General features: G+C 69.8%; 20 protein-coding genes. 15 read left to right on the top strand and 5 right to left on the bottom strand.

Features of this window, described 5'->3' with window-relative positions; all coding sequences use genetic code 11:
• Nucleotides 1-4: 4 nt before the first annotated feature.
• The 6 genes from ACIBG8_RS19755 to ACIBG8_RS19730 all read left to right on the top strand — a co-directional run bounded on the left by ACIBG8_RS19755 (nt 5) and on the right by ACIBG8_RS19730 (nt 4,649).
• Complete coding sequence (locus ACIBG8_RS19755; RefSeq protein WP_397344285.1) at nt 5-154, top strand: DUF3073 family protein; 150 nt, start codon at nt 5-7, stop codon at nt 152-154.
• A gap of 227 nt (nt 155-381) precedes the next feature.
• On the top strand, nt 382-1,209 hold the full coding sequence (locus ACIBG8_RS19750; RefSeq protein WP_397344284.1) for a YhjD/YihY/BrkB family envelope integrity protein: 828 nt from the start codon (nt 382-384) through the stop codon (nt 1,207-1,209).
• On the top strand, nt 1,206-2,411 hold the full coding sequence (gene ilvA / locus ACIBG8_RS19745; protein ID WP_397344283.1) for a threonine ammonia-lyase: 1,206 nt from the start codon (nt 1,206-1,208) through the stop codon (nt 2,409-2,411). The genes ACIBG8_RS19750 and ilvA overlap by 4 nt, the downstream gene beginning before the upstream one ends.
• 76 nt (nt 2,412-2,487) lie before the next feature.
• Entirely contained in the window at nt 2,488-2,763 is a 276-nt protein-coding gene (locus ACIBG8_RS19740) for a UBP-type zinc finger domain-containing protein (protein ID WP_397344282.1), read from the top strand.
• Nucleotides 2,760-3,701 (top strand): acyl-CoA desaturase, encoded by a 942-nt coding sequence (locus ACIBG8_RS19735; RefSeq protein ID WP_397344281.1) that lies wholly within the window; start codon nt 2,760-2,762, stop codon nt 3,699-3,701. Before ACIBG8_RS19740 ends, ACIBG8_RS19735 begins: the two co-directional genes overlap by 4 nt.
• Before the next feature lie 15 nt (nt 3,702-3,716).
• Nucleotides 3,717-4,649 (top strand): LysR family transcriptional regulator, encoded by a 933-nt coding sequence (locus ACIBG8_RS19730; RefSeq protein ID WP_397344280.1) that lies wholly within the window; start codon nt 3,717-3,719, stop codon nt 4,647-4,649.
• Nucleotides 4,650-4,826: 177 nt separating this feature from the next.
• Here the strand turns inward: ACIBG8_RS19730 and ACIBG8_RS19725 are convergent, their stop codons facing one another.
• Entirely contained in the window at nt 4,827-5,327 is a 501-nt protein-coding gene (locus tag ACIBG8_RS19725; RefSeq protein ID WP_397344279.1) for a DinB family protein, read from the bottom strand.
• A 65-nt stretch (nt 5,328-5,392) separates the two neighbouring features.
• Between ACIBG8_RS19725 and ACIBG8_RS19720 the strand changes: the two genes are divergently transcribed.
• Complete coding sequence (locus ACIBG8_RS19720; protein ID WP_397344278.1) at nt 5,393-6,544, top strand: MFS transporter; 1,152 nt, start codon at nt 5,393-5,395, stop codon at nt 6,542-6,544.
• Here the strand turns inward: ACIBG8_RS19720 and ACIBG8_RS19715 are convergent.
• On the bottom strand, nt 6,541-9,675 hold the full coding sequence (locus ACIBG8_RS19715) for a BTAD domain-containing putative transcriptional regulator (RefSeq protein WP_397344277.1): 3,135 nt from the start codon (nt 9,673-9,675) through the stop codon (nt 6,541-6,543). The two genes, ACIBG8_RS19720 and ACIBG8_RS19715, sit on opposite strands and share 4 nt — an antisense overlap.
• A 76-nt stretch (nt 9,676-9,751) precedes the next feature.
• Between ACIBG8_RS19715 and ACIBG8_RS19710 the strand changes: the two genes are divergently transcribed.
• The 4 genes from ACIBG8_RS19710 to ACIBG8_RS19695 are packed head-to-tail and all read left to right on the top strand — an operon-like array spanning nt 9,752 to nt 12,662.
• Entirely contained in the window at nt 9,752-10,513 is a 762-nt protein-coding gene (locus tag ACIBG8_RS19710) for an SDR family NAD(P)-dependent oxidoreductase (protein ID WP_397344276.1), read from the top strand.
• Between the two features lie 2 nt (nt 10,514-10,515).
• Nucleotides 10,516-11,784 (top strand): erythromycin esterase family protein, encoded by a 1,269-nt coding sequence (locus ACIBG8_RS19705; protein WP_397344275.1) that lies wholly within the window; start codon nt 10,516-10,518, stop codon nt 11,782-11,784.
• A 3-nt stretch (nt 11,785-11,787) separates the two neighbouring features.
• Nucleotides 11,788-12,186 (top strand): hypothetical protein, encoded by a 399-nt coding sequence (locus ACIBG8_RS19700; protein ID WP_397344274.1) that lies wholly within the window; start codon nt 11,788-11,790, stop codon nt 12,184-12,186.
• Nucleotides 12,186-12,662: a ferritin-like domain-containing protein gene (locus ACIBG8_RS19695; protein ID WP_397344273.1), complete on the top strand. Its 477-nt coding sequence runs from the start codon at nt 12,186-12,188 to the stop codon at nt 12,660-12,662. The genes ACIBG8_RS19700 and ACIBG8_RS19695 overlap by 1 nt, the downstream gene beginning before the upstream one ends.
• On the opposite strand, the gene ACIBG8_RS19690 is transcribed toward ACIBG8_RS19695, so the two are convergent.
• Nucleotides 12,659-13,327 (bottom strand): TetR/AcrR family transcriptional regulator C-terminal domain-containing protein, encoded by a 669-nt coding sequence (locus ACIBG8_RS19690; protein WP_397344272.1) that lies wholly within the window; start codon nt 13,325-13,327, stop codon nt 12,659-12,661. The two genes, ACIBG8_RS19695 and ACIBG8_RS19690, sit on opposite strands and share 4 nt — an antisense overlap.
• A gap of 55 nt (nt 13,328-13,382) precedes the next feature.
• Between ACIBG8_RS19690 and ACIBG8_RS19685 the strand changes: the two genes are divergently transcribed.
• Genes ACIBG8_RS19685 through ACIBG8_RS19675 form a run of 3 tightly spaced genes read left to right on the top strand, consistent with a single transcriptional unit; the run spans nt 13,383 to nt 15,580 of the window.
• Nucleotides 13,383-14,075, top strand: a complete 693-nt coding sequence (locus ACIBG8_RS19685) for an NAD(P)-dependent oxidoreductase (protein ID WP_397344271.1) — start codon at nt 13,383-13,385, stop codon at nt 14,073-14,075.
• Nucleotides 14,072-14,728, top strand: coding sequence for a DUF4386 domain-containing protein (locus ACIBG8_RS19680; protein ID WP_397344270.1), 657 nt, complete (start codon nt 14,072-14,074; stop codon nt 14,726-14,728). Before ACIBG8_RS19685 ends, ACIBG8_RS19680 begins: the two co-directional genes overlap by 4 nt.
• 27 nt (nt 14,729-14,755) lie before the next feature.
• Entirely contained in the window at nt 14,756-15,580 is an 825-nt protein-coding gene (locus tag ACIBG8_RS19675) for an alpha/beta fold hydrolase (RefSeq protein ID WP_397344269.1), read from the top strand.
• Between the two features lie 4 nt (nt 15,581-15,584).
• Here ACIBG8_RS19675 and ACIBG8_RS19670 read toward each other — a convergent pair whose 3' ends face one another.
• Together ACIBG8_RS19670 and ACIBG8_RS19665 are read right to left on the bottom strand one after the other, a co-directional pair.
• Nucleotides 15,585-18,317 (bottom strand): ATP-binding protein, encoded by a 2,733-nt coding sequence (locus ACIBG8_RS19670; protein ID WP_397344268.1) that lies wholly within the window; start codon nt 18,315-18,317, stop codon nt 15,585-15,587.
• Between the two features lie 52 nt (nt 18,318-18,369).
• Nucleotides 18,370-18,750, bottom strand: coding sequence for a hypothetical protein (locus ACIBG8_RS19665; protein ID WP_397344267.1), 381 nt, complete (start codon nt 18,748-18,750; stop codon nt 18,370-18,372).
• 401 nt (nt 18,751-19,151) lie between these two features.
• Here ACIBG8_RS19665 and ACIBG8_RS19660 point away from each other — a divergent pair, with 401 nt between their 5' ends.
• Complete coding sequence (locus ACIBG8_RS19660) at nt 19,152-20,000, top strand: helix-turn-helix domain-containing protein (RefSeq protein WP_397344266.1); 849 nt, start codon at nt 19,152-19,154, stop codon at nt 19,998-20,000.
• The last annotated feature ends 546 nt before the right edge of the window (nt 20,001-20,546 follow it).

The raw sequence follows: 20,546 nt of genomic DNA, 5'->3' as shown, positions 1-20,546 counted from the left end.
AGACATGGGTCGGGGTCGCGCCAAGGCAAAGCAGGCTAAGGTCGCTCGTGATTTGAAGTACACCAGTCAGGGCCTCGATCTGGATCGGCTGCGCGCCGAACTCGGCAGCTCTGACGACTCCTCGGAATCCGACCAGCCGACCTCGGAGTCCTGACGGGATCCACCACCGTGGAGATGTCTTCCGCGCCGATGTAGCGGCGGGACGTCTGTCCGGCTGAGTACCAATGGGGCACGGACGGTGACCCGCGTCGGCGGGTGGCCGTCCGTCGGCTCCGCCGTACCTCTAAAGGGTTTGATCCGGGGTAGTGCACAGGTATGACGGCCGGGTGGGGAAAGCGGGTCGCGGCCGCGTGGTCGCGCGCCCGTAGTCGCCATCGGTGGGTGGATCACCTCTCGCGGGCGGTGATCCGCTATGACCACACCGACGCGGGCCGGTTGTCGGCGGCGCTGACCTACTACGCGTTCTTCGCCACGTTCGCCCTCGCCCTGCTCGGCTTCGCCGTACTCGGACATGTCCTGGACAATCCGATCGCCCTGGCCACGGTCGAGGACTACCTGACCGACAACTTCCCCCGCCTCGACGTGCAGGCGCTGCGTGACGCGCGGGGCACGGCCAGCGTCGTCGCCTCCGTCGGTCTCACCCTGGCCGGGCTGTTCTGGATGGACACCCTACGCTCGGCGTCCAGGGCCATCTGGCGGCTGCCGCAATATCCGGGCGGGTTCTGGCTGCGCCAGCTCATCGACCTCGGCGTCCTGCTCGGCCTCGGGCTGCTGCTCGGCGCGTCGCTGGCGCTGTCGTTCGGCGCGCAGACGCTGCTCACCTGGCTGGCCGTGCAGACGGTCGGCGTCGAGGCCACCCCGGCGCGCTGGATCCTGTCCGCCGCGGCGTTCGCGCTCGGCCTCGGGGTGAACTTCCTGCTGGCCATCGCGTTGCTCTGCGCCCCGCCGCGGCTGAGGCTGCCGCTGCGCCGCACCCTGGGACCTGCCCTCTTCATCACGGTCGGGCTGGAGGTGCTGAAGAGCATCGGCCAGTTCTTCCTCAACATCACCGTGTCGAACCCGGCCTACCAGGTGGTCGCGGGCGCGGTGGGCATGCTCGTGTTCCTCAAGGTGGTCAACCAGCTCATTCTCTTCGCCACGGCCATCGCGGCCACCAGCAACCACGGCACGGTCAGCGACCTGGCAGCCAATGGGAGACTCCTGGAATGAGTTCGCCGCAGGTGACCTACGACGACGTCGTCGCCGCCCGAGATCTCCTCGACGGGGTCGTGGTCCGTACCCCCGTCCTCGCCTCCCGGGTGCTGTCCGACGCGGTCGGCGGGCCGGTGCACCTCAAGTGCGAGAACCTGCAGCGGGCCGGGTCGTTCAAGGTGCGCGGGGCCTACGTCAGGATCGCCGGGCTGAGCGCGGAGGAGCGGGCCAGGGGAGTGGTGGCGGCCAGCGCGGGCAACCACGCGCAGGGCGTGGCGCTCAGCGCGCGGCTGGTCGGCGCCAAGTCGACCGTCTACATGCCGGAGGGCGCCGCGCTGCCCAAGGTGGAGGCCACGCTCGGCTACGGCGCCGACGTGATCCTCGCGGGCCGCACCGTCGACGAGTCCCTGGCCAGGGCCAGGCAGCACGCGGAGGAGACGGGGGCGGTGATCATCCACCCCTTCGACCACCCCGACGTGATCGCCGGTCAGGGCACCATCGGGCTGGAGATCCTCGAACAGCTCCCCGAGACGGCCACGATCGTGGTGCCCATCGGCGGCGGCGGGCTCGCGGCCGGACTCGCCCTCGCGGCCAAGTCGCTGCGGCCCGGGATCAGGATCGTCGGCGTGCAGGCCGAGCGGGCCGCCGCCTACCCCGCCTCGCTGGCGGCCGGCCATCCGGTCCTGGTCGAGCCGTTCTCCACCATGGCGGACGGCATCGCCGTCGGGCGGCCGGGCGAGCTGCCCTTCGACCTGATCCACTACCTGGTCGACCGGGTGGTGACGGTCAGCGAGGACGAGATCTCCAAGGCGCTGGTCCTCTGCCTCGAACGCGCCAAGCAGGTCGTCGAGCCCGCAGGGGCCGTCGGCGTCGCCGCGTTGCTGGCGCACCCGTCGGCGTTCGAGCCTCCCGTGGTCGCCGTGCTGTCCGGCGGCAACATCGACCCGGTGCTGCTGGCCCGGGTGCTGCGGCACGGCCTGGCCGCCGCCGGGCGCTACCTCGCCGTCCGCGTGCTGCTGCCTGACCGTCCAGGAGCCCTGGCCGGGCTGCTCGCCGCCCTGGCCGCGCTGCGGGTCAACGTGCTGGACATCGTGCACGAGCGCCTCGCCACCCGGCTGCACGTCGACGAGGTCGAGGTGCAGTTGCAGCTCGAGACCCGGGGGCCGGAGCACTGCGAAGAAGCGCTGAGCACGCTGCGGCGGGACGGCTACAAGCTCTGAAAGTGATGACGCTTGCTGTTTTTGCTCGTTTCCGTCCGCGCGCCCGCCCCGTTCACTGAGGAGTGTGGCTACTCATGTGATCACGACCATACGCAGCGGCCTCAACGGGCAGGCGCCGCGCTGCGACCATCTCGACCTCCTGCCCGCCGTGGAGCGCGGGCTGCCGGAGTGTCGCGCGTGCCTGGCGCTCGGTGAGACCTGGACGGACTTGTTCGGCTGCATGACCTGCGGCTGGGTGGCGTGCTCCGCTCACGCCCGAGCCCATTACCAGGAGACCGACCACCCGGTGGCCGCCTCCATCGAATCGGGGTCGACCTGGCGTTGGTGCTACGTGCACGGGCGAGCCATATGAAACGCCTGGACTACGACGGCGCGTCACCGTTCCCCGGAGCGACCGAGTTCGCCCCGGCCAGCAGGACGCAGGTAGGTCTGACCGGGGCGATCGTGGTGTTGCCGTTCGTCGCGCTCATCGTGGCGATCTTCCTCGCCTGGGGCCGGGGAATCGCGCTCACCGATCTGCTGCTGGCCGGGGTCATGTACATCGTCACCGGGCTGGGGGTCACCGTCGGGTTCCACCGGCTGATCACCCACGGCTCCTTCACCGCCCGGCCGTGGGTGGGGGTGGCCCTGGCGGTGGCCGGATCGATGAGCTTCCAGGGCAACCTGGTCGACTGGGTCGCCGTGCACCGGCGCCACCACGCCTTCACCGACCAGCCGGGCGACCCGCACTCGCCCTACCGGTACGGCACCAGCCTGCGTGGGCAACTGCGGGGGCTCGCCCACGCACACCTGGGCTGGATGTTCACCAGCGACGAGACCCCGGCCGACCGCTACGCGCCCGACCTGCTGGCCGACCCGGCCATGGTCAGGGTGGCGCGCGCCTTCCCGCTGCTGTGCGCGGTGTCGCTGGCGCTGCCGTTCGCCGCCGGCTGGGCCATCAGCGGCAGCCTGTACGGCGGGCTGACCGCATTCCTGTGGGCCGGTCTCGTCCGGGTGGCGCTGCTGCAACACGTCACGTGGAGCGTCAACTCGCTGTGCCACATGCTCGGCAACAGGCCGTTCAGGACGCGCAGGCACGACCGCTCGACCAACCTGTGGCCGCTGGCGCTGCTGTCGTTCGGCGAGAGCTGGCACAACGGGCACCACAGCGAGCCGAGCTGCGCCAGGCACGGCGTCGAGCGCGGGCAGGTGGACCCGTCGGCCGGGCTGATCCGGGCTCTGGAACGGCTCGGGTGGGCGACCGACGTGCGCTGGCCCGACCACGACCGTCTTGAACGGCGCCGCGCCTGACGTACGCTGGCGGCCATGGAGCTGCGCCAGCTTCGGTACTTCGTCGCCCTGGCCGAGGAGCTGCACTTCGGTCGGGCGGCGGCTCGTGAACACATCGTGCAGTCCGCGCTGAGCCAGCAGATCCAGCGGCTCGAACGTGAGCTCGGGGTGCGGTTGCTCGACCGGAGCACCCATCATGTTCAGCTCACCCCGGCGGGGGCGGCGTTCCTCGTCGAGGCGCGGGCGATACTCAACCAGGTGAGCGTGGCGGCGAAGACCGCGCGGAGCGCGGCGGCGGTGACGCCCACGCTGCGGGTGGGGATCGTGGACGCCGGGTACGACTCGATGCCGCAGATCGTGCGCGAGGTGCAGCAGCGGCATCCTGAGCTGACCATCCACCAGGTGGAGGCCGGGACTCCTGAGCAGTATCGGCAGCTTGCCGACGGGCGGCTGGACGTGGGGGTGGGGCTCGCGGCCCTTCCTCCTGCGGGGGTGACGGCCGAGTTGATCAGGCTGGATCCGCTCGGGGTGCTGGTGCCCGAGGGGCACCGGCTCGCCTCCCTGGTCGGTGGGGTGCCTGTGGTGGCGTTGGCCGAGGAGCTGCTTCTGCTGGGGGAGGAGACGGAGACGCCGGAGTTCAACCAGCTGGTCGGTGAGATGTGCCGGTCTGCTGGGTTTTCTCCCACGGTCTACGAGGGGACGGTGGAGAGCACCCGGGCGGCTGTGGACCTGGTGTTGCAGCAGCGGTGCGTGTTGTGCGTGCCGTCGTCGTTTCGTACCTCTAACCGGCCGGGCGCGGTGTGGCGGCCGTTGGTGCAGCCTGGGGTGTATTGCCCGTGGTCCCTGTTGTGGCGCACCGGGCCCTCATCACCGCACCTGACAGCCATCATCGAGAGCGCCAGAGAACTGGCCCACCGCCTCAACTGGCTACAACCCACCCTCCAACCCACCTCCACAGAAACCCCCTGACAAAGGACTCCCCGGCGGCTGCCCCCTGTAGCCCAACAGCATCCCCATCACCCCCTGGGAGGGACCGCCCCCTCGGAGGGGGCATGCCTAGGGGGCCACCCGCCCTTTGGGGGTCACCCCCAAAGGGCGGGTCACCCCGTGCGGGGTTGTCCCTTTGGGTTTGTTTGTTGGGTGGGGTTACATGCCGGTCGTGCCGTCGATGGATTCGCGGATGATGTCGGCGTGGCCGTTGTGCCGGGCCGTCTCCTCGATCAGGTGCACCAGGATCGCGCGAAGGTTCGCACGCTCACCCCAAGGCGTCGTGCAAGCGTCGTCCAGATCCGCCTTCGCCACGATCTCCCGAGCCCGCTCACAGGCAGTCAGATACGTCGAGACAACCGAGTCCGTAGTGTCCTCCGGCGTGATCTCGAAGGAGTTGTCCGGGTCATACACATCAGGCTCGTCCAACCCCGCGAAGTCGATCACGAACCACCCGTGCTCGACCAGCGCCAGATGCTTGACCAGCCCCAGCAGACTGAGCCCGGAAGCCGTCCCCTGAAGACGTAGCTGCGCGTCGTCCAGCCCGTCGAGCTTCATCAGCAACGTGGCCCGATGGAAGTCGAGCTGCTGGGTCAGCGCCTCCCGCTCCCCAGCCATGAGATCCGGCTTCACTCTGACAACAGGCGACGTGAACGGCATCTCGGCACATTACCAATACCGCCCGCATACCCGCCCGATGCGCCCCCGCCCCCAAGCTCGCCCCCATGAACCCCATGCCAAAACGCCTGCTCCCGCTGTACGTCGCGGCCGGGCTGCAGGGCTTCAACCTGTGGGCCCCGGTGGAGAAGCTCTTCATGAACGAGATCGGCTTCGACACCGCGAGCATGGGCATGATGGCCGCCGCCTACTCGGCGCTCGTGCCGATCATCGAGATCCCCTCCGGCCTCCTCGCCGACCGGTGGAGCAGGCGCGGCGTCCTCATCGTCGCCGCCGGCGCGCTCATGACGAGCTCCCTGGTCGGCGGCCTCAGCACCAACGTGATCACCTACGTGATCTCCGCGCTCGCCCTGGGCGCCTACTTCGCGATGCACTCAGGCACCCTCGACGCCGTCCTCTACGACACCCTCCTGGAGGAGAGCGGTGGCAGCGCCTCCTTCGAGAAGCTCCTCGGCAGGGCGCGCCTGGTCGAGAGCGCCGCGCTGGTCACCAGCTCGATCGCGGGCGGCTGGATCGCCTCGCTCCTCTCCACCAGGATCACCTACTTCCTCACGGTGCCGGTCGCCGCGCTGTCCGTCGTCGCGTTGCTGAGGTTCGACGAGCCCAAGCTCCACCGGCGTACCACGTCGATGCGCAGCCAGGTCGCCCTCACCTACCGCGTCCTGCTCCAGCGCGGCCACCTGCTGCCCGTGGTCACGCTGGCGATCATGTCGGGGCTGCTGCTGCAGTCGGTCTTCGAGTTCGGCCCGCTGTGGCTGCTCGCGCTGTCGGCACCGACGGTGCTGTACGGGCCGTTCTGGGCGGGGCTGATGTCGACGGGCGGGCTCGGCGCGCTCATTGCTCCGTGGGTACGGCTGGACCGGCCCGTCACGCTCGCCGCGGTGGTCGTCACGATGCTCGGCTCGGCGCTGACGCTGGCGCTGAGCCGTACCCTCGCCGTGGTGACCGCGGCGCAGATCGTGCTCGCGCTGCTCATCGTGGCGATCGGGCTGCACGTGACGCGGCTGATGCACGACGCCGTGCCGTCGGAGGTGCGCACGGGGGTGGCTTCGGGGGTCGGGGCGCTGGGTGGGGCGGTGTTCTTCCCGTTCGCGCTGCTGTTCGGCTTCGTCGGCGACGCGTACGGCATAGCGGCTGGGGGGTGGATGCTGACCGGCGTGACGGCGCTCACGTGCGTGGTGCTGGTCCGGGTTCGCTAGCCGATGGCTCGGGCGACGCGGCGTGCCTTGGCCGCGTAGGGGCTGGGCAGGCGTCCCATCCGGTGGTGGACGCGGGTGAGCAGGCGCAGGGTGTGGAGCTGGGCGATCAGCAGACCGCCCTGACGCTGGATGCGCAGGGCTTTCCTGGCCTCGTCGAGCGCCTGCGCCAGGTCCCCGAGCCCGAGATGGGCGAGGGCGTAGCGCGCGTCGGCCTCGGCCCAGCGGCCGCGCGCCAGGTCGAGCGCGTGCACGGCGTGCTCGTAGGCCTGCTGGTGATCGCCGAGCGCGTGGTGCGCCTGGGACAGCAGGCTGAGGGCCCCGGAATGGCCGACGACCTGGGTGGATTGGCCAATGATGTTCAGGACCGCGTCGAGCCGACCGATCGCCTGCTCCGGGCGGCCGAGCAGGATGTCCATGCGCGCCATGCCGCACAGGGGCCACTGCTCCAGGCTGCGTTCGCCGCGCTGTCCAGCCAGGTCGAGCGCGGTGGCGAACGCTTCCTCTGCCTCGGTGTAGAGCGTCGCGTCCAGATACACCTCGCCGAGGGAGGTCCAGGCATTCACGCCTTCGTCGAGGATGATGATCTTCCCGAAGAGGTGGATGGCTTCGGTCAGCACGTCGATGGCGGCTCGCAGGCGGCCCTGCTGGTGCATGGCGTTGCCCAGGTTCTCGAGCGCGCCCGGCACCGCTATGGGGAGGTTGATGATCCGGGCGACGGCGAGCGCGTCCGTGTCGTGGCGAACGGCTTCGGCCAGGTCGCCCTCCTGCCTGGCCAGATTGCCCAGGTTGTTGAGGGTGGCGAACTCGCCGTAGCGGGAGCCGAGTCGCCGCTCGATGGCCAGCGCCTGGTGGAACACCTCCTTTGCCGCCGAGATCTCGCCCAGTATCGACAGCGTCACCCCGTGTCCACGCAGCGCGGACGACTCGCCGCCCGCCCAGCCGCCCTCCCGATAAAGCTCCACCGCCCGCCCCTGCAGCTCCTTCGCCGCCCGGTAGTCGGCCGCGTAGTAGCCCATGAGGCCCAGGCAGGCGAGCATCGCGGCCTCGCCCGTCAGGTCTCCCGCCCCGCGGGCGGCCGCCAGTGCCGTTTCCGTGAGCGCCACCCACTCGGGCCTGGACCCGGCCCTGATCAGGTGGTTGTGGAACTGCAGCGCGCTGGCCAGATACCACGCCAGCGGGTAGGGGCCGTGGGCGGCGGCGTGGTTGAGCGCGGCCACCACGTTGTCCCACTCGCCGCGCATCCAGGAGCCTGCCTCCACCTCGTCGGCGAACTCCATCCTCATGACCCCCGGCACAGGCGGGAGCTCCGGCAACCGGGGCGGTACTGGACGGTCCAGTACCGTGTCGTGGATCGTCCGCAGGTAGAAGTGAAGGAGCCGTGCCACGGCCGCGTCCTGCGCCTCGGCCGGATCATGGAGTACGGCCAGCCGTGCGGCGTAGTCGCGCACCAGGTCGTGACAGGCGAACCGCCCCTCGGCGACCGGCACCACCAGGTGGAGCCTCGCCAGCGTGTCCAGCTGCCGCTCCGCGTCCGCCGGCCCGACCGCCGCCATCGACGCGGCAGCCGCGACGGACAGGCCCGTGGGGGAGGCCACCAGGCCGAGCAGCCGGAACATGCCCTGCGCCGCGACAGGAAGCGCCGCGTACGACAGGCCCAGCGCCCCGCACACGTTCGCCCGCACGTCGTCGTCGATGCTCAGGCTGGCCACCCGCCCCGCGGCGGCCAGCTCGGTCACGAACCTCGCCAGCGAACGATGCGGCTGGTCGGCCAGCCGCGCGCCGACGACCCGCAGCGCCAGCGGCAGATGGCTGGCCAGCCGGGCCAGCTCGGCCGCCGCAGCGGGATCGGCGGCGATCCTGGCGGGCCCGGCCGTCTGGGCGAGCACCTCGACCGCGTGCCCGGGTGACAGCACGTCGAGGGTCAGGCGGCAGGCGCCGTCCAGCGCCACCAGCCCGCCGAGCCGGTCACGGCTGGTCAGCACCACCATGCACGCCGGGTCGCCGGGCAGCAGCGGGCGCACCTGCTCGACCTCGCCGACGTTGTCCAGGACCAGCAGCGCCCTCTTCCCGACCATCAGCGAGCGATACAGCCCGATCTGCTGGTCCATCTCCACCGGGATCTGGTCGGCAGCCATCCCCAGCGCCGCCAGGAGCTGCGGCAGCGCCTGGGTGGCCGGCATCCGCCCGCGCGGGTCGAAGCCGCGCAGGTCGAGGAAGAACTGCCCGTCGGGGTACGCCTCCGTCCTGCCGCGCGCCCAGTGCACGACCAGCGCCGTCTTGCCCGCGCCCGCCGCCCCGGCCACCAGCAGCAGGCGGCCGGGCCGCGCGCTGAGGGCGTCGAGCTGTTCCAGCTCGGCCTCGCGGCCGACCAGCGGCCCGCTCTCGGCGGGAAGCTGCCTGATCAGCGGGGAGGAGTCCTTGAGTATGCCCTGGTGCAGGCGGCTCAGCTCGGGGGTGGGCTCCAGGCCGAGCTCGGCCACCAGGTGCTCGCGCAGCGCGCGGTAGACGGCCAGCGCCTCCCCTCGGCGTCCCGCGCGGTGCAGGGTCGTCATCAGCAGCGCGTGCAGCGGCTCGCGCGCCGGGTGCTCGGCGGCGAGCCTGGTCAGCTCCTCGACGAGCGCGCCGTGCCTGCCCAGCGCCAGCATCGCCTCGGCGCGGCCCTCCTGCGCCCGCAGCCGCGACGCCTCCAGCCTGGCCGACTCGACCTCGGCGAACCGGCTGGTCACCCCGCCCAGGGCGGGGCCGCGCCACAGGGCGAGGGCCTCCTCGTAGCGGGCGAGCGCGAGGTCGTGGCTGCCCTCGGCGGCGAGCTTGGCCGCCTCCTCGGACAGGCGGCCGAAGACCGCGAGGTCCAGGTCGTCGTCGCCGATCTGGAGCAGGTAGCCGGGCGCCTTCGTGACGAGGGTGTCGGCGCCGAGCAGCTTGCGCAGCGCGGACACCACGATCCTGACCTGGGAGTCCACCGTGACCGGCAGGGGGTCGTCCCACACCAGGTCGATGAGGTGGCCGGTGGAGACCACCTTGCCGCGGTTGAGCATGAGGACGGCGAGGAAGGCGCGCTGCCTGCCGGTGAGCGCGACGCCGGCCTCGACTGGTCCGAGAACCCGAAATTTCACCTGGTCTACGGACATGTCCCTCAAGCTAGTCCATCGCCGGGATACGAACCGCATACTCGGCCGATGCGGGCCCCCGGCCAGGGTGTCGCTCATGACGCAACTGAGGGGCAAGACAGCGCTGGTGACCGGGGCCTCCCGCGGCATCGGCAAGGCCATCGCCACCCGGCTGGCCGCCGACGGCGTGCTGGTCGCGGTGCACTACGCCACCAACGACCAGGCCGCCAAGCAGACCGTGGCCGAGATCGAGGAGGCGGGCGGGCACGCCTTCCCGATCCGCGCCGAGCTCGGCGGTGACGGCGACGTCGACGCCCTGCTCGCCGTACTCAAGGAAGGTCTGGGCGGGCTGCCGCTGGACATCCTGGTCAACAACGCCGCGATCGGCGTCTCCGCGTCGTTCGCCGACACCACGCCCGAGGAGTTCGACCGGCTGTTCGCGGTCAACGTCAAGGCGCCGTTCTTCCTCGTCCAGCGCGCCCTCGGCCTGCTGAGCGACGGCGGGCGCGTCATCAACATCTCCTCGGCCGTCACCCGCATCGCCCTGCCCGAGCTCGCCTACGCCATGACCAAGGGCGCGATCAACGCCCTCGGCCACACGCTGGCCCAGGAGCTCGGCACCCGGGGGATCACGGTCAACACCGTGGTCGCCGGGCCGACCGCCACCGAGGCGATGAGCTGGATGAAGTCCAGCCCCGAGGTCGAGGCCAGGGTCGCGGCGGGCAACGCGCTCAACCGGGTGGGCGAGCCGTCCGACATCGCGGACGCCGTCGCCTTTCTCGCTTCATACGACGCTCGCTGGATCACCGGGCACCTGCTCGACGTGACCGGCGGCTGCTTTCTGGGACCGAGGTTCTGATCATGACATACCTCCATATCGCGCTCACGCTCCTGATCGGCGGGGGCACCACCCTGGCCGCCACGCCTCCCCCCGACCCCGTGCGGGCGCTGGAGCACGACGCGCACGCGTTGCGCGACCTGGCCCCGATCGGCCGCATGGTCGGCGACGCCACCGTGGTGGCCGTCGGCGAGGCCACGCACAGCTCGGCCGAGTTCATCACCACCAAGCAGCGCCTCTTCGGCCACCTCGCGGCGAACAAGGGCTTCACGACGTACGCCCAGGAGATGAGCTGGAGCACCGGGGTCCTGCTCAACGACTACGTCCTGAACGGCACGGGCGACCCGCGCACGATCATGGCCAACGAGCTGCAGGCCTTCCACCGGTGGATCAACGTGCGGGAGTTCCTCGACGTGGTCGAGTCGATCCGCAGGCACAACCAGCGCAGCGCCACCAAGCTGCAGATCATGGGCGACGACCTCGCCTTCCCCGGCGCCGTCCTCTTCGACCGGGTGACCGCCTACGTCAAGGAGAACCACCCGGCGCGGTCGGCGGAACTGGCCGCGTTGTACGCGGGGCAGCGGCCCACGACCGCCTCGCTCGGCGAGTACATGGCCACCTACATGGCCAAGCCGCTGGCCGAACGCCAGGACATGGACAAGCGCGCGCAGCAGGCCGTGGATCTTCTCGAACGGCTCTCGCCGGGCGAGGGTCACGACTGGGCGGTCCAGCACGCCAGGGCGATCGCCCAGAGCGCCCACGAGTACGGCTTCGACCTGGCCGACCCCGTGGAACTGCTCAAGGCCGTGGCGTACCGCGAGCAGGTCATGGCCGACAACGTGGCGTGGTGGAACGAGAAGACGGGGGCGAAGATCCTCCTGTCGGTGCTGAACGAGCACGCCGCCTACGTCAGCCCGGAGCCCGACCTGATCACCAAGACGCAGGGCGCGTTCCTGCGCGACCGGCTCGGCGCCCGCTTCCTCAGCGTCGGGTTCACCTTCTCCCGTGGCTCCTTCTACTCGGGTTCCGCCGGCGCCACCCAGAAGTTCACCGTGGGCGCAGCACCGAAGGGCAACAACGAGTACACCCTCGACCAGGTGCGCTACCGCGACTTCTCCCTGGACCTGCGCGCCACCACCGGGAACGCCCGCGCCTGGCTGAACGTCGCCCGCCCCACCCGCGGCATCGGCCAGGAGTACCCGGCGCCGGACCAGCTCATCGCCCTCGGCAAGTCCTACGACGTCCTCATCCACCTCAACCGTGTCACCGCCACACACCTTTTGCGGAGGTAGTCCATGTCGTCCACCAGCACCGCAGGCGTGCTCCTCATCACCGTCCCCGCCGTCGCCTTCGGCGGGATGACCCTGCTCACCTTCCTCATGCGCGGCGTCCCCGGCTACCTCGACAACCCGGTCCGCCGGGGCCTGTGGCGGGCCGGCCACGCGCACGCCGGAGTGCTCGTCCTGTTCAGCCTGGTCGCCCTGATCTACCTCGACCAGGCCGACCTGTCCGAGGGCACCAGGACTCTCGCGCGCCTGCTCATCGTGGCCGCGCCCATCCTGATGCCGCTGGGCTTCTTCCTCTCCGTCGTACGGCCCAGCGACACGAAGCCCAGCAAGCTGATCTGGCTGACGTACCTCGGCGGCGCCTGCCTCGTCGTGGGCACGCTCGTCCTCGGCATCGGGCTGCTGTGATGGGGCGCGAAGGCAACGCCCTGCTCAGGGGCGCCGACCCGGCGCAGGTCGCGGACGAGCTCGACCGCCTCTTCTGCTACCACATGCTCGCCTCGAACTGGGCCCTCGGCGTACGCAACAGATTGGAAGGCCAGCCGCTCTACCTCCTGAACGACGAGCTGGAGCAGGTCCACGAGCGCAACCTCACCTCGGCGCTGGCGCTGGCCTACCGGGTGGCCGAGCTCGGCGGCGCGGTCACGGTCGATCCCGCGGCGATGCTGCGGCAGGCGTCGCTGGAGACCGTCGAGCTGCCGGACTGCGCGGACCTGGGGTCGATCCTGGGCATGGCGCTGGCCAGGACCAGGACGGCGATCCGCACCTACGGCCAGGTCCTGGACCGTACGGCGGGCGACGAGCTGAGCCGGGTGCTGCTGCTCGAACTCCTGCGCCACGAGGTGGCCAGGGAGAGCGACCTCGAAGCCGCCGGGGCCCGCTAACCCCAGCTCTCCCGCTGCCGCTCCAGCCCGTCGAGGATGAGGTCGAGCCCGGTGTCGAACTCCTCGGCGTACGCGTAACCGGATTTCAGGGCGCGGTCGGCGATCATCTCGGTGAGGTGCGGGAACTCGTCGTGGGGCAGCTGCTCCATGATCGAGCCCCCCACCTCCTCGAGGTCGGACGGAGAGGTGAACGGCAGGCTGAGCTCCTGCAGCGTGAAGCCGTAGACGTAGCTGTCCAGCACCGAGAACGCGTGCGCCGCACCGGCGATCGAGAAGCCGCCCTCGCGGAGGCAGCCGATGGCGGCGTTGTGGTGGCGCAGGGTCGCCAGGCCCGGGTTCGCCCGCGAGTCCATCAGCCGGATCGCCCACGGGTGGCGGGTGAGCGCGGCGCGCATCGACACGGCCCTTCCGCGCATCGCCTCCCGCCAGCCTTCGCCCTCGGGCGGGAGTTCGATCTCGCTGAAGACCAGGTCGACCATGCCGTCGAGGATCATGTCCTTGTTGCGGAAGTGGTGGTAGAGCGACATCCCCTCGACGCCGAGCCGCTTGGCGAGGGTGCGCAGGCTGGGCACCTCGGCCTCGTCCGCCATCTCGACAGCGGTGCGAAGCACCAGCTCCTTGCTCAGCCCCACGAGCTGCTCCTTCTGGATCGACGTCTTGACCAACCTTACACTGCAAGGCTATACCTTGCACTGTAAGGCTGACGTCATGGGAGGGCTCATGGAAGCAATCGGTCGGATGTGCGTCATCGGCGCGTCAGGGAAGCTGGGCCGCTACATGGTGCGGCACGCGCTGGAGCGCGGGTACGAGGTCGTGGGCGTCTGCCGGGAGCAGAGCGTGCCCAAGCTCGCGGAGTTCGAGGGGCGGATCACGGTGGTGCCCGGGGCGACCGACGACCGGGCGGTCGTCGCGCGGGCGGTGCGCGACTGCGACGCCGTACTCACCGTGCTGGTGCCGTGGGGGGTGAAGCACTACGCGTCAGGTACGGCTCAGGCCGTACTGGACCATGCGCGTCCCGGGGCGCGGCTGGTGTTCTCCTGCGGGTGGCACATCAGCCGGGACGGCAGGGACGTGTATCCGCGGTCGTTCAGGGTGTACGCGGCCGTGTTCGGACGGCTGGCCAAGCTCGCCCGGGTCGTGGACGTGGACGACCAGGTGGAGGCGTGCCGGAGGGTCTTCGCCAGCGACGCCCGGTGGACGGTCGTGCGGGGGAGCGACCTGGAGGAGGGGGAGAGTCAGGGGTTGCCGGTGTGGAGCAGGCACGTGGGGGACCCGGTGCTGGCGAGCAACATCACGCGGCGGGTGGACTACGCCCGGTTCATGGTCGAGGCAGTGGAGGACGACACGCTTATCCACGAGGCCCCCGCCATAGTCGGCCGCCTTACCCCTTCGGCCCTGGCCCACAGCTCATGAGGACCGCCGGGTTCCTGTACCTGATCGTCGCCGTCCTGACCAGCCTCGCCGGGTTGGTGAACACCAGCATCGTCGTCCCGGGCAACGCGACCGCGACAGCCACCAACATCAAGGCCTCGATGGGTCTGTACCGCCTGGGCTTCCTCAGCGAACTGCTGGGCGCCACTGCCTTCCTCCTGACCGCTGTGGCCCTGTACCGCCTCCTGGCGCACGTCAACCGGTTGGTGGCAGGCACGATGGTGATCTTCGTAGCCGTGAGCGTGGCGATGCAGAGCCTGAACCTCCTCAACCAGCAGACGGCCCTGACCCTCGCGAGCAGCTCCGACGAGCTGACCCTCCTCTTCACCGAGATGCAGCACAACGGCTATCTGATCGCCCAGACATATTTCGGCCTGTGGCTGCTCCCGCTGGCCTACCTAGTCACCAAGTCCGGATTTTTCCCCAAATTCATGGGCGTCCTCTTGGCGATCGGCTGCTGCGGCCACCTCACAGACGTCTTCACCCGCTTCCTCGCCCCTGACCTCGGCGCAGCCATCTCCCCCTTCGCCATGACCCCAGCGGCCGTCGCAGAGATCACCTTCATCGCCTGGCTGCTGCTGAAGCCTCGAAAATACCTAAGCGTGACAGATTCCCCCTCGCTCACCGGTTCCTAGCGTGGTCGTCATCTACGGAGGTGGACCATGCCGCATTTCACGGCTTCAGACGACACTCGCCTCTTCTACCAGGACTGGGGGACCGGAAGGCCGATCGTGCTGCTCACCATGTGGGCCCTCGGGACCGAGATGTGGGAGTACCAGGTGCCCGCACTGGTGGATGCCGGGTTCCGCTGCGTCCTGCCAGATCGGCGCGGTCAGGGCCGCTCGGACGTGCCCGGCCGCGGGTACGACTACGACACCCTCGCCGACGACGTGGCGGCGCTGCTGGATCATCTCGACCTGACCGACGTGACGCTGGTCGGCCCGTCCATGGGCGGCGGCGAGGTGATCCGCTGCCTGACCCGGCACGGTAGCGGCCGGATCGGCAGGATCGCGATCGTCAGCGCCACCCTGCCCTACTTGTGGGGTGGAGAGGACAACCCGGAGGGCGCACCGCCGGAGGTGCTGGCCGCCAACTTCACCGTGCTCCGAGCCGACAAGCCGAAGTTCATGGGCGACTTCGGCCAGGCCTTCTTCCAGCCCCACCTGGGCAACCCGGTCTCCTCGGAGCAGGTGCGCTGGCTCGTGGACTACGGCTCGCAGACGCCGACCATGGTGGCGATCAAGCTCTGGGAGTCGGTCTTCTCCACCGATTTCCGCGACGAGCTGACCAAGGTCGACGTACCGACGCTGGTCGTGCACGGCGCCGCCGACGTCAACGCACCCATCGACGTGACCGGCCGCAGGACCGCGGCGCTGATCCCCGGCTGCCAGTACACGGAGTACCCGACAGGCGCCCACGGCATGTTCGTCACCCACGCCCAGCAGCTCACCAAGGACCTGCTGGACTTCGCGGGTGCACCCGCATGACCGCCTACGCCATAGCCGGACCCAGGTCCAGGTCGGTGAGCTCGCCGCGGGAGGCCACGCCCAGCTTGGGATAGGCCTTGTACAGGTGGTAGCCGACGGTCCGGTGGCTGAGGAAGAGCTGGGCCGCGATGTCCCTGTTGGACAGGCCGCGGGCGGCCAGCCGTACGATCTGCGACTCCTGCGGCGTGAGATCCGCCGCGGCTCCGCGCACCGGCTCGGGGGCGGTGTCCTGGGCGCCGCTCGCGGTGAGCTCTCCGCGAGCCCGCAGCGCCCACGGGCGCATGCCGAGCCGGTCGAAGATGTCGAGCGCGTCTTTCAGCTGGGCGCGGGCCTCGGCCTTCCTGCGGGCCCTGCGCAGCCACTCGCCGTACAGGAGCGCGGTCCTGGCGTACTCCGTCGGGCGGCCATCGCGGTCGTGCGTCTTGAGCGCGTCCGTGTACAGCTGTTCCGCATGGTTGTCGCAGGTGAGCAGCGCCTGGCAACGCAGCACGAGAGCGTCCGCCCAGGGTTGCCGCACCGAGACCGCCCACTGCTCGAACCGGCCCAGGGGTTCGCGGGCGCGCGCCGGCTCTCCCACCCGCACGGCCGCCTCGACCAGGTCGGGGATCGACCGCGTGGCGCAGATGTGGTGGCGGATGGGCTCGCTGGTGAGCCGTTCGAAGCGGGAGAGCGCGGCCTCGGCACGGCCCAGACCGAGGTCCAGCAGGCCGAGCGACCAGTTCGCCCAGGGCGCGCCCGGCGCGATCGACCCTGCGCTCGCCCCGTCCATGGCCACCTCGGCGTACTCGCGGCAGGCCTCTTCCTCGCCCGCGAGGGCACGCAGGTAGGCCAGCTCGCTGCTGAGCTGTCCGATCCAATGCCGCTGGCCGGTGTCGCGGGCCAGTCCGAGCGCCTCGCTCGCGGTGGAGAGCGCGTCCCGATGGCGGCCAGTGAAGATCTCGCTCTCGACCGTGAGGAACAGCGACGGCAGCAGCCGCCCCAGACTGCCCGCGGCCCGATGCTCGGCGGCGAGCCCGGCCGCCAGCTCGTAGGCGTAGACGTCCTGGCCTCGGGCCAGTGCGGCTCCACACAGGATCTGCAACGCCAGTTTGGGTGCGCGTCCGCGTTGCCGTACCTCCTCAAGGATGTCTCGAAGGACCGGTGGCGCCCCGCCCGCGCCCCGGTCCAGCAGACGGAGCAGGTACGAGATCACCGGCGCCAGCGGGTCTTGCTCGGGCAGCCGGAGCGCTGCCAGGCGCTCCAGGGTGTCGGTCAGCTCCCCCTCGCCGAGATACCAGGCGGTGTGGACCGCGGTGACCAGCATCGCGGCGGACCTGGCCGGATCCACGTCGCCGATCAGCGCGGCACCGTCAACCAGCATCCGGTGGGCGGAGGAGAAAGGGCCCTGGTAGAAGCTGGCGAGCCCCCGCACGTGCGCGAGTCGCGCGCGGATCGCCGGGCATTCGGTACGGCGGGCCGCCTGTGATGCAAGGTCACCGGCCCTGCGGAGCTCCCCGGCCTCCAGCGCGGTCTCGGCGGCGAGCATCTCCCTGCGCGCACGACCCTCCGGGTCGGCGGTGAGACGAGCCGCCCGCTCGTACGCCGTCGCAGCAGCCAGGTGGCCGCTGCGCTCACAGGCCCGCGCGGCAGACCGCTCCAGCGCCGCCGCCGTCTTCTCGTCGGGCCCCGTGGCCACGGCCGCGAGATGCCAGGCCCGCCGATCGGCATGCTCGGGTGCGTTCAGCGCGTCGGCCAGCGCACGATGTACGGCCAGCCGCCTGCCCAGCGGGGCCTGCTGGTAGACGGCGGCCCGGATGAGCGGATGGCGGAAGGCGATGCCGCCCTCCAGCGGCCCGCAGCGCCTGACGAGATCGGCCGCCTCGGCGGGCGCCAGGTCGTCCACGCCGGCACCCACGGCCTCGGCGGCGCGCAGCACGACGTCGAGCTCCCCGGTCTCGTCTGCCGCGGCGACCAGGAGCAGGCTCCGCGTCGCCGCGGGCATCCGGCTGAGCTGGCCGTGAAAGGCAGATTGGAGACGTTCCGTCAGGGGGAGCGCGCCGGGGCCGTGACCGTCGTGCTGCTCCTCGGCTAGGGCGATGGGCAGCTCCAGCAGGGCGAGCGGGTTGCCGCGGGCCTCGGTCAGCAGCCGGTGGCGCATGGCCGGCGTCGGCCGCTGGCGATCCAGCAGCGCGGCGGCGTCCTCGGGCGCCAGCCCGGCCACCGGCAGCTCAGTCAGCCCCGTGCTGGGAAAGGCATCACCTGTACGCGCTGCGAAGATCATGGCCACGCCCTCGGCGAGGAGCCGGCGGGCCGCGAACAGCAACGCGTCCCGCGACGCCCGATCGAGCCAGTGCGCGTCGTCCACCAGGCACAGCAGGCCCATGTCACCGGCGTGCTCGGCGAGCAGCGACAGCACTGCCAACCCCACCAGCATCGGATCGGGCGGCGCACTCGAACCCAGCCCCAGCGCGGCCTCCAGGGCGTTCCGCTGGCGCTCGGGCAGCGCACCCACCGACGGCAGCGCCGGACGCAGCAGCAGCTGAAGCCCGGCGAACGGGAGCTCCGCCTCGACCTCGACCCCGGTCCCGCGCACCACCCGCAGGTCTCCGGCGGTCATTACGGCATGCTCCAGCAGCGCGGTCTTCCCGATCCCCGGCTCGCCACGCAGCACCAGAGAACCGCTGTCCCCTTCACGGGCTCCCGCAAGGAGGGCCGCGATGGCCGCCATCTCCGGTCCTCTGCCCACCAGGTCAGCCACCAGCACTCACCAGCACGAATAGCCCCATAGGCCGCAAACTATAACGAAATAGTCACCCTGCTGATCCAGATTCCTCTGTAACACGCACGGATGGCTCCAGCCCCTCGAACGGGTCGTGTAGGGAATCGTCGATCACGGCGTCCCATTCGGCGCGCACTTCATCCCAGTCGATGGCTGGGACAGTGGCGAAGATGGCCTGAGCATCTGCAGTCTTGGGGAAGGTGATGCTCCGGTCAGCACTGATGCCCCACTCGGCCGCCAACTCCTCACGAGAGAACGTTTGCACCGTGCCCGGGCAGGCGTTGTTGTCCATGATGGCTCGCATGGCCTGCTGGCGGCCTATCTCCCGGCGCAACCGTCGGACCTCGGCTTTGAGGGCCTCGTGTTCGTCGAGAGAAATGGTGATGACCTCGTCGTGGTGTTGCCCCGTCACGCCGTCACGCTACCCGTTCCCTGCGGCCTTCCTGGAGTGCATGAACACGGTTCTGGTGCCGGAAGGTCGCTGTGTCGCCATCGATTTTCCACGTGGGCGCATCGGTCAACGGGCCGGACCAGTCCTTGCGTTCGCCCATCACTTCTCCAACGGCACGATCTTGACCAGTACGCCGTTCTCGTAGATCTATTGCTCCGTGCCGCGACGTTGAGGCCGCATGGGGGTGAGGGGGCGTAGTTCCAGCAGGATGTACTGGACCGTGGTGACTTTCGTGTCTCGGGGGGCCATGGTTCAACGGTGCCAGCGGGCCTGCTGGACCTCCAGATGCTTGCCAATGTGTGCCAGTGATCACTTCCCGCGACGCCAAGGACAGCAGGTCAAAGCACGCGTATGGTCGGAGAGTGACCCTCCAGACACGGCACCAAGAGGCCCGTCTCATTCTGGGCACACGACTTCACCAGATCCGCGCGGCAGCATTCCCCACAGGTCGAGCGCTGGCTCAAACGGTCGGATGGCATGAGTCCAAGGTCAGCCGCTATGAGTCTGGCGACAGGATGCCCAACGAGGTCGAGATCAAGCAATGGACGGAAGCATGCGGGGTTCCCGAGCGGGCATCGGAGCTGATTCGTCTGGCTGAGGGTATCGAAGCCGTGTTCGCCGAGTACTGCCACGAGCCCACATCGGACATTTGCACACGGCAACGCAGCTTCCATCCGATGTACCGGGCAACCACACAGTTCCGGATCCTGCAGCAAACGTTCTTCCCGAGCCTCTTGCAGACGGAGCGCTACGCCAGGGCCTACCTGACAACGCTCAATGTGCGATCCGGCGCCGTGCATCTGGAAGATGCCATCAAGGCCCGTATGGAGCTTCAGCAGTACCTACAGGACCCAGAGAAGCGTTTCGTGTTCATCCTGGGTGAGGCTGCCATTCGCAACCGTGTAGGGCCTCCGCTGGTGATGGCAGACCAGCTCTTCCACGTCTCGGAGATCATGCGGCAATCCAATCTGGTCGTCGGCCTCCTGCCATTTGACGTCGAGCTGCCGTTCTACCCCTGGGAATCGTTCTGGCTCTATGACGAGGTCGAGATGCGAGCCGATGGGATCACCAAGCAGATTCTCGTGCAGGAGCCGAAGGAGCTAGCCGTGTACGCCAGAGTGTTCGGGCTCCTGGCCGAGAAGGCTGTCTACGGGGACCAGGCCCACGACATGATCCAAAAGGCCAGAGAGCACGTGGTGCAGAGCGTCTGACCCCCAGCCACCTGCCCCGCACCAAGGTCGGCTTACCGACCGGAGCGGGTCGCCCATACGCGGTCCCCACACGCAGTGCGGGGGTGTCCTGCGGGATGTCCCCTCCTTCGAGAGGCGGCCATGCAGTCACCGACCTACCTGCACGACCTTCTGGTCTCGACCCTCTCCACCGAGGGGCTCGATGCCGCACGGTGGTCTCCTTCGACCCACTCTCACCCGAGAGCTCGATGCGGTCCGGCGACGACCCGCACGCACTCGATCACCTGATGGACGGACCGTGCTTCGTGATCAGCGATGACAGCGTCCTCGACAATCCCGTGGAGGACCCAGAGAGCATCAGCTCGGCCTTGGCACTGATCGAGCCTTCCCGAGGAGGCCCTTCGCCACCTGCGGCTCTTGTCCTTCTGGGAACGAGGGTTGATCACATAGCGCGAGGTGTACGTTGTCCGCGTCCAGTGGCTTTGACGGTTGTCCCAGCTTAGCTGGAGATCGAAGCCACTAGCTCAGGTGGGAACCCGTCCTGCCGCAATCGCAGGACCCTGGCCA

Source organism: Nonomuraea sp. NPDC050556, assembly GCF_044457355.1.
Lineage (GTDB): Bacteria > Actinomycetota > Actinomycetes > Streptosporangiales > Streptosporangiaceae > Nonomuraea.
The sequence above is the reverse complement of the archived record's forward strand: the minus strand, read 5'-3'. Positions and strand labels throughout refer to the sequence as shown.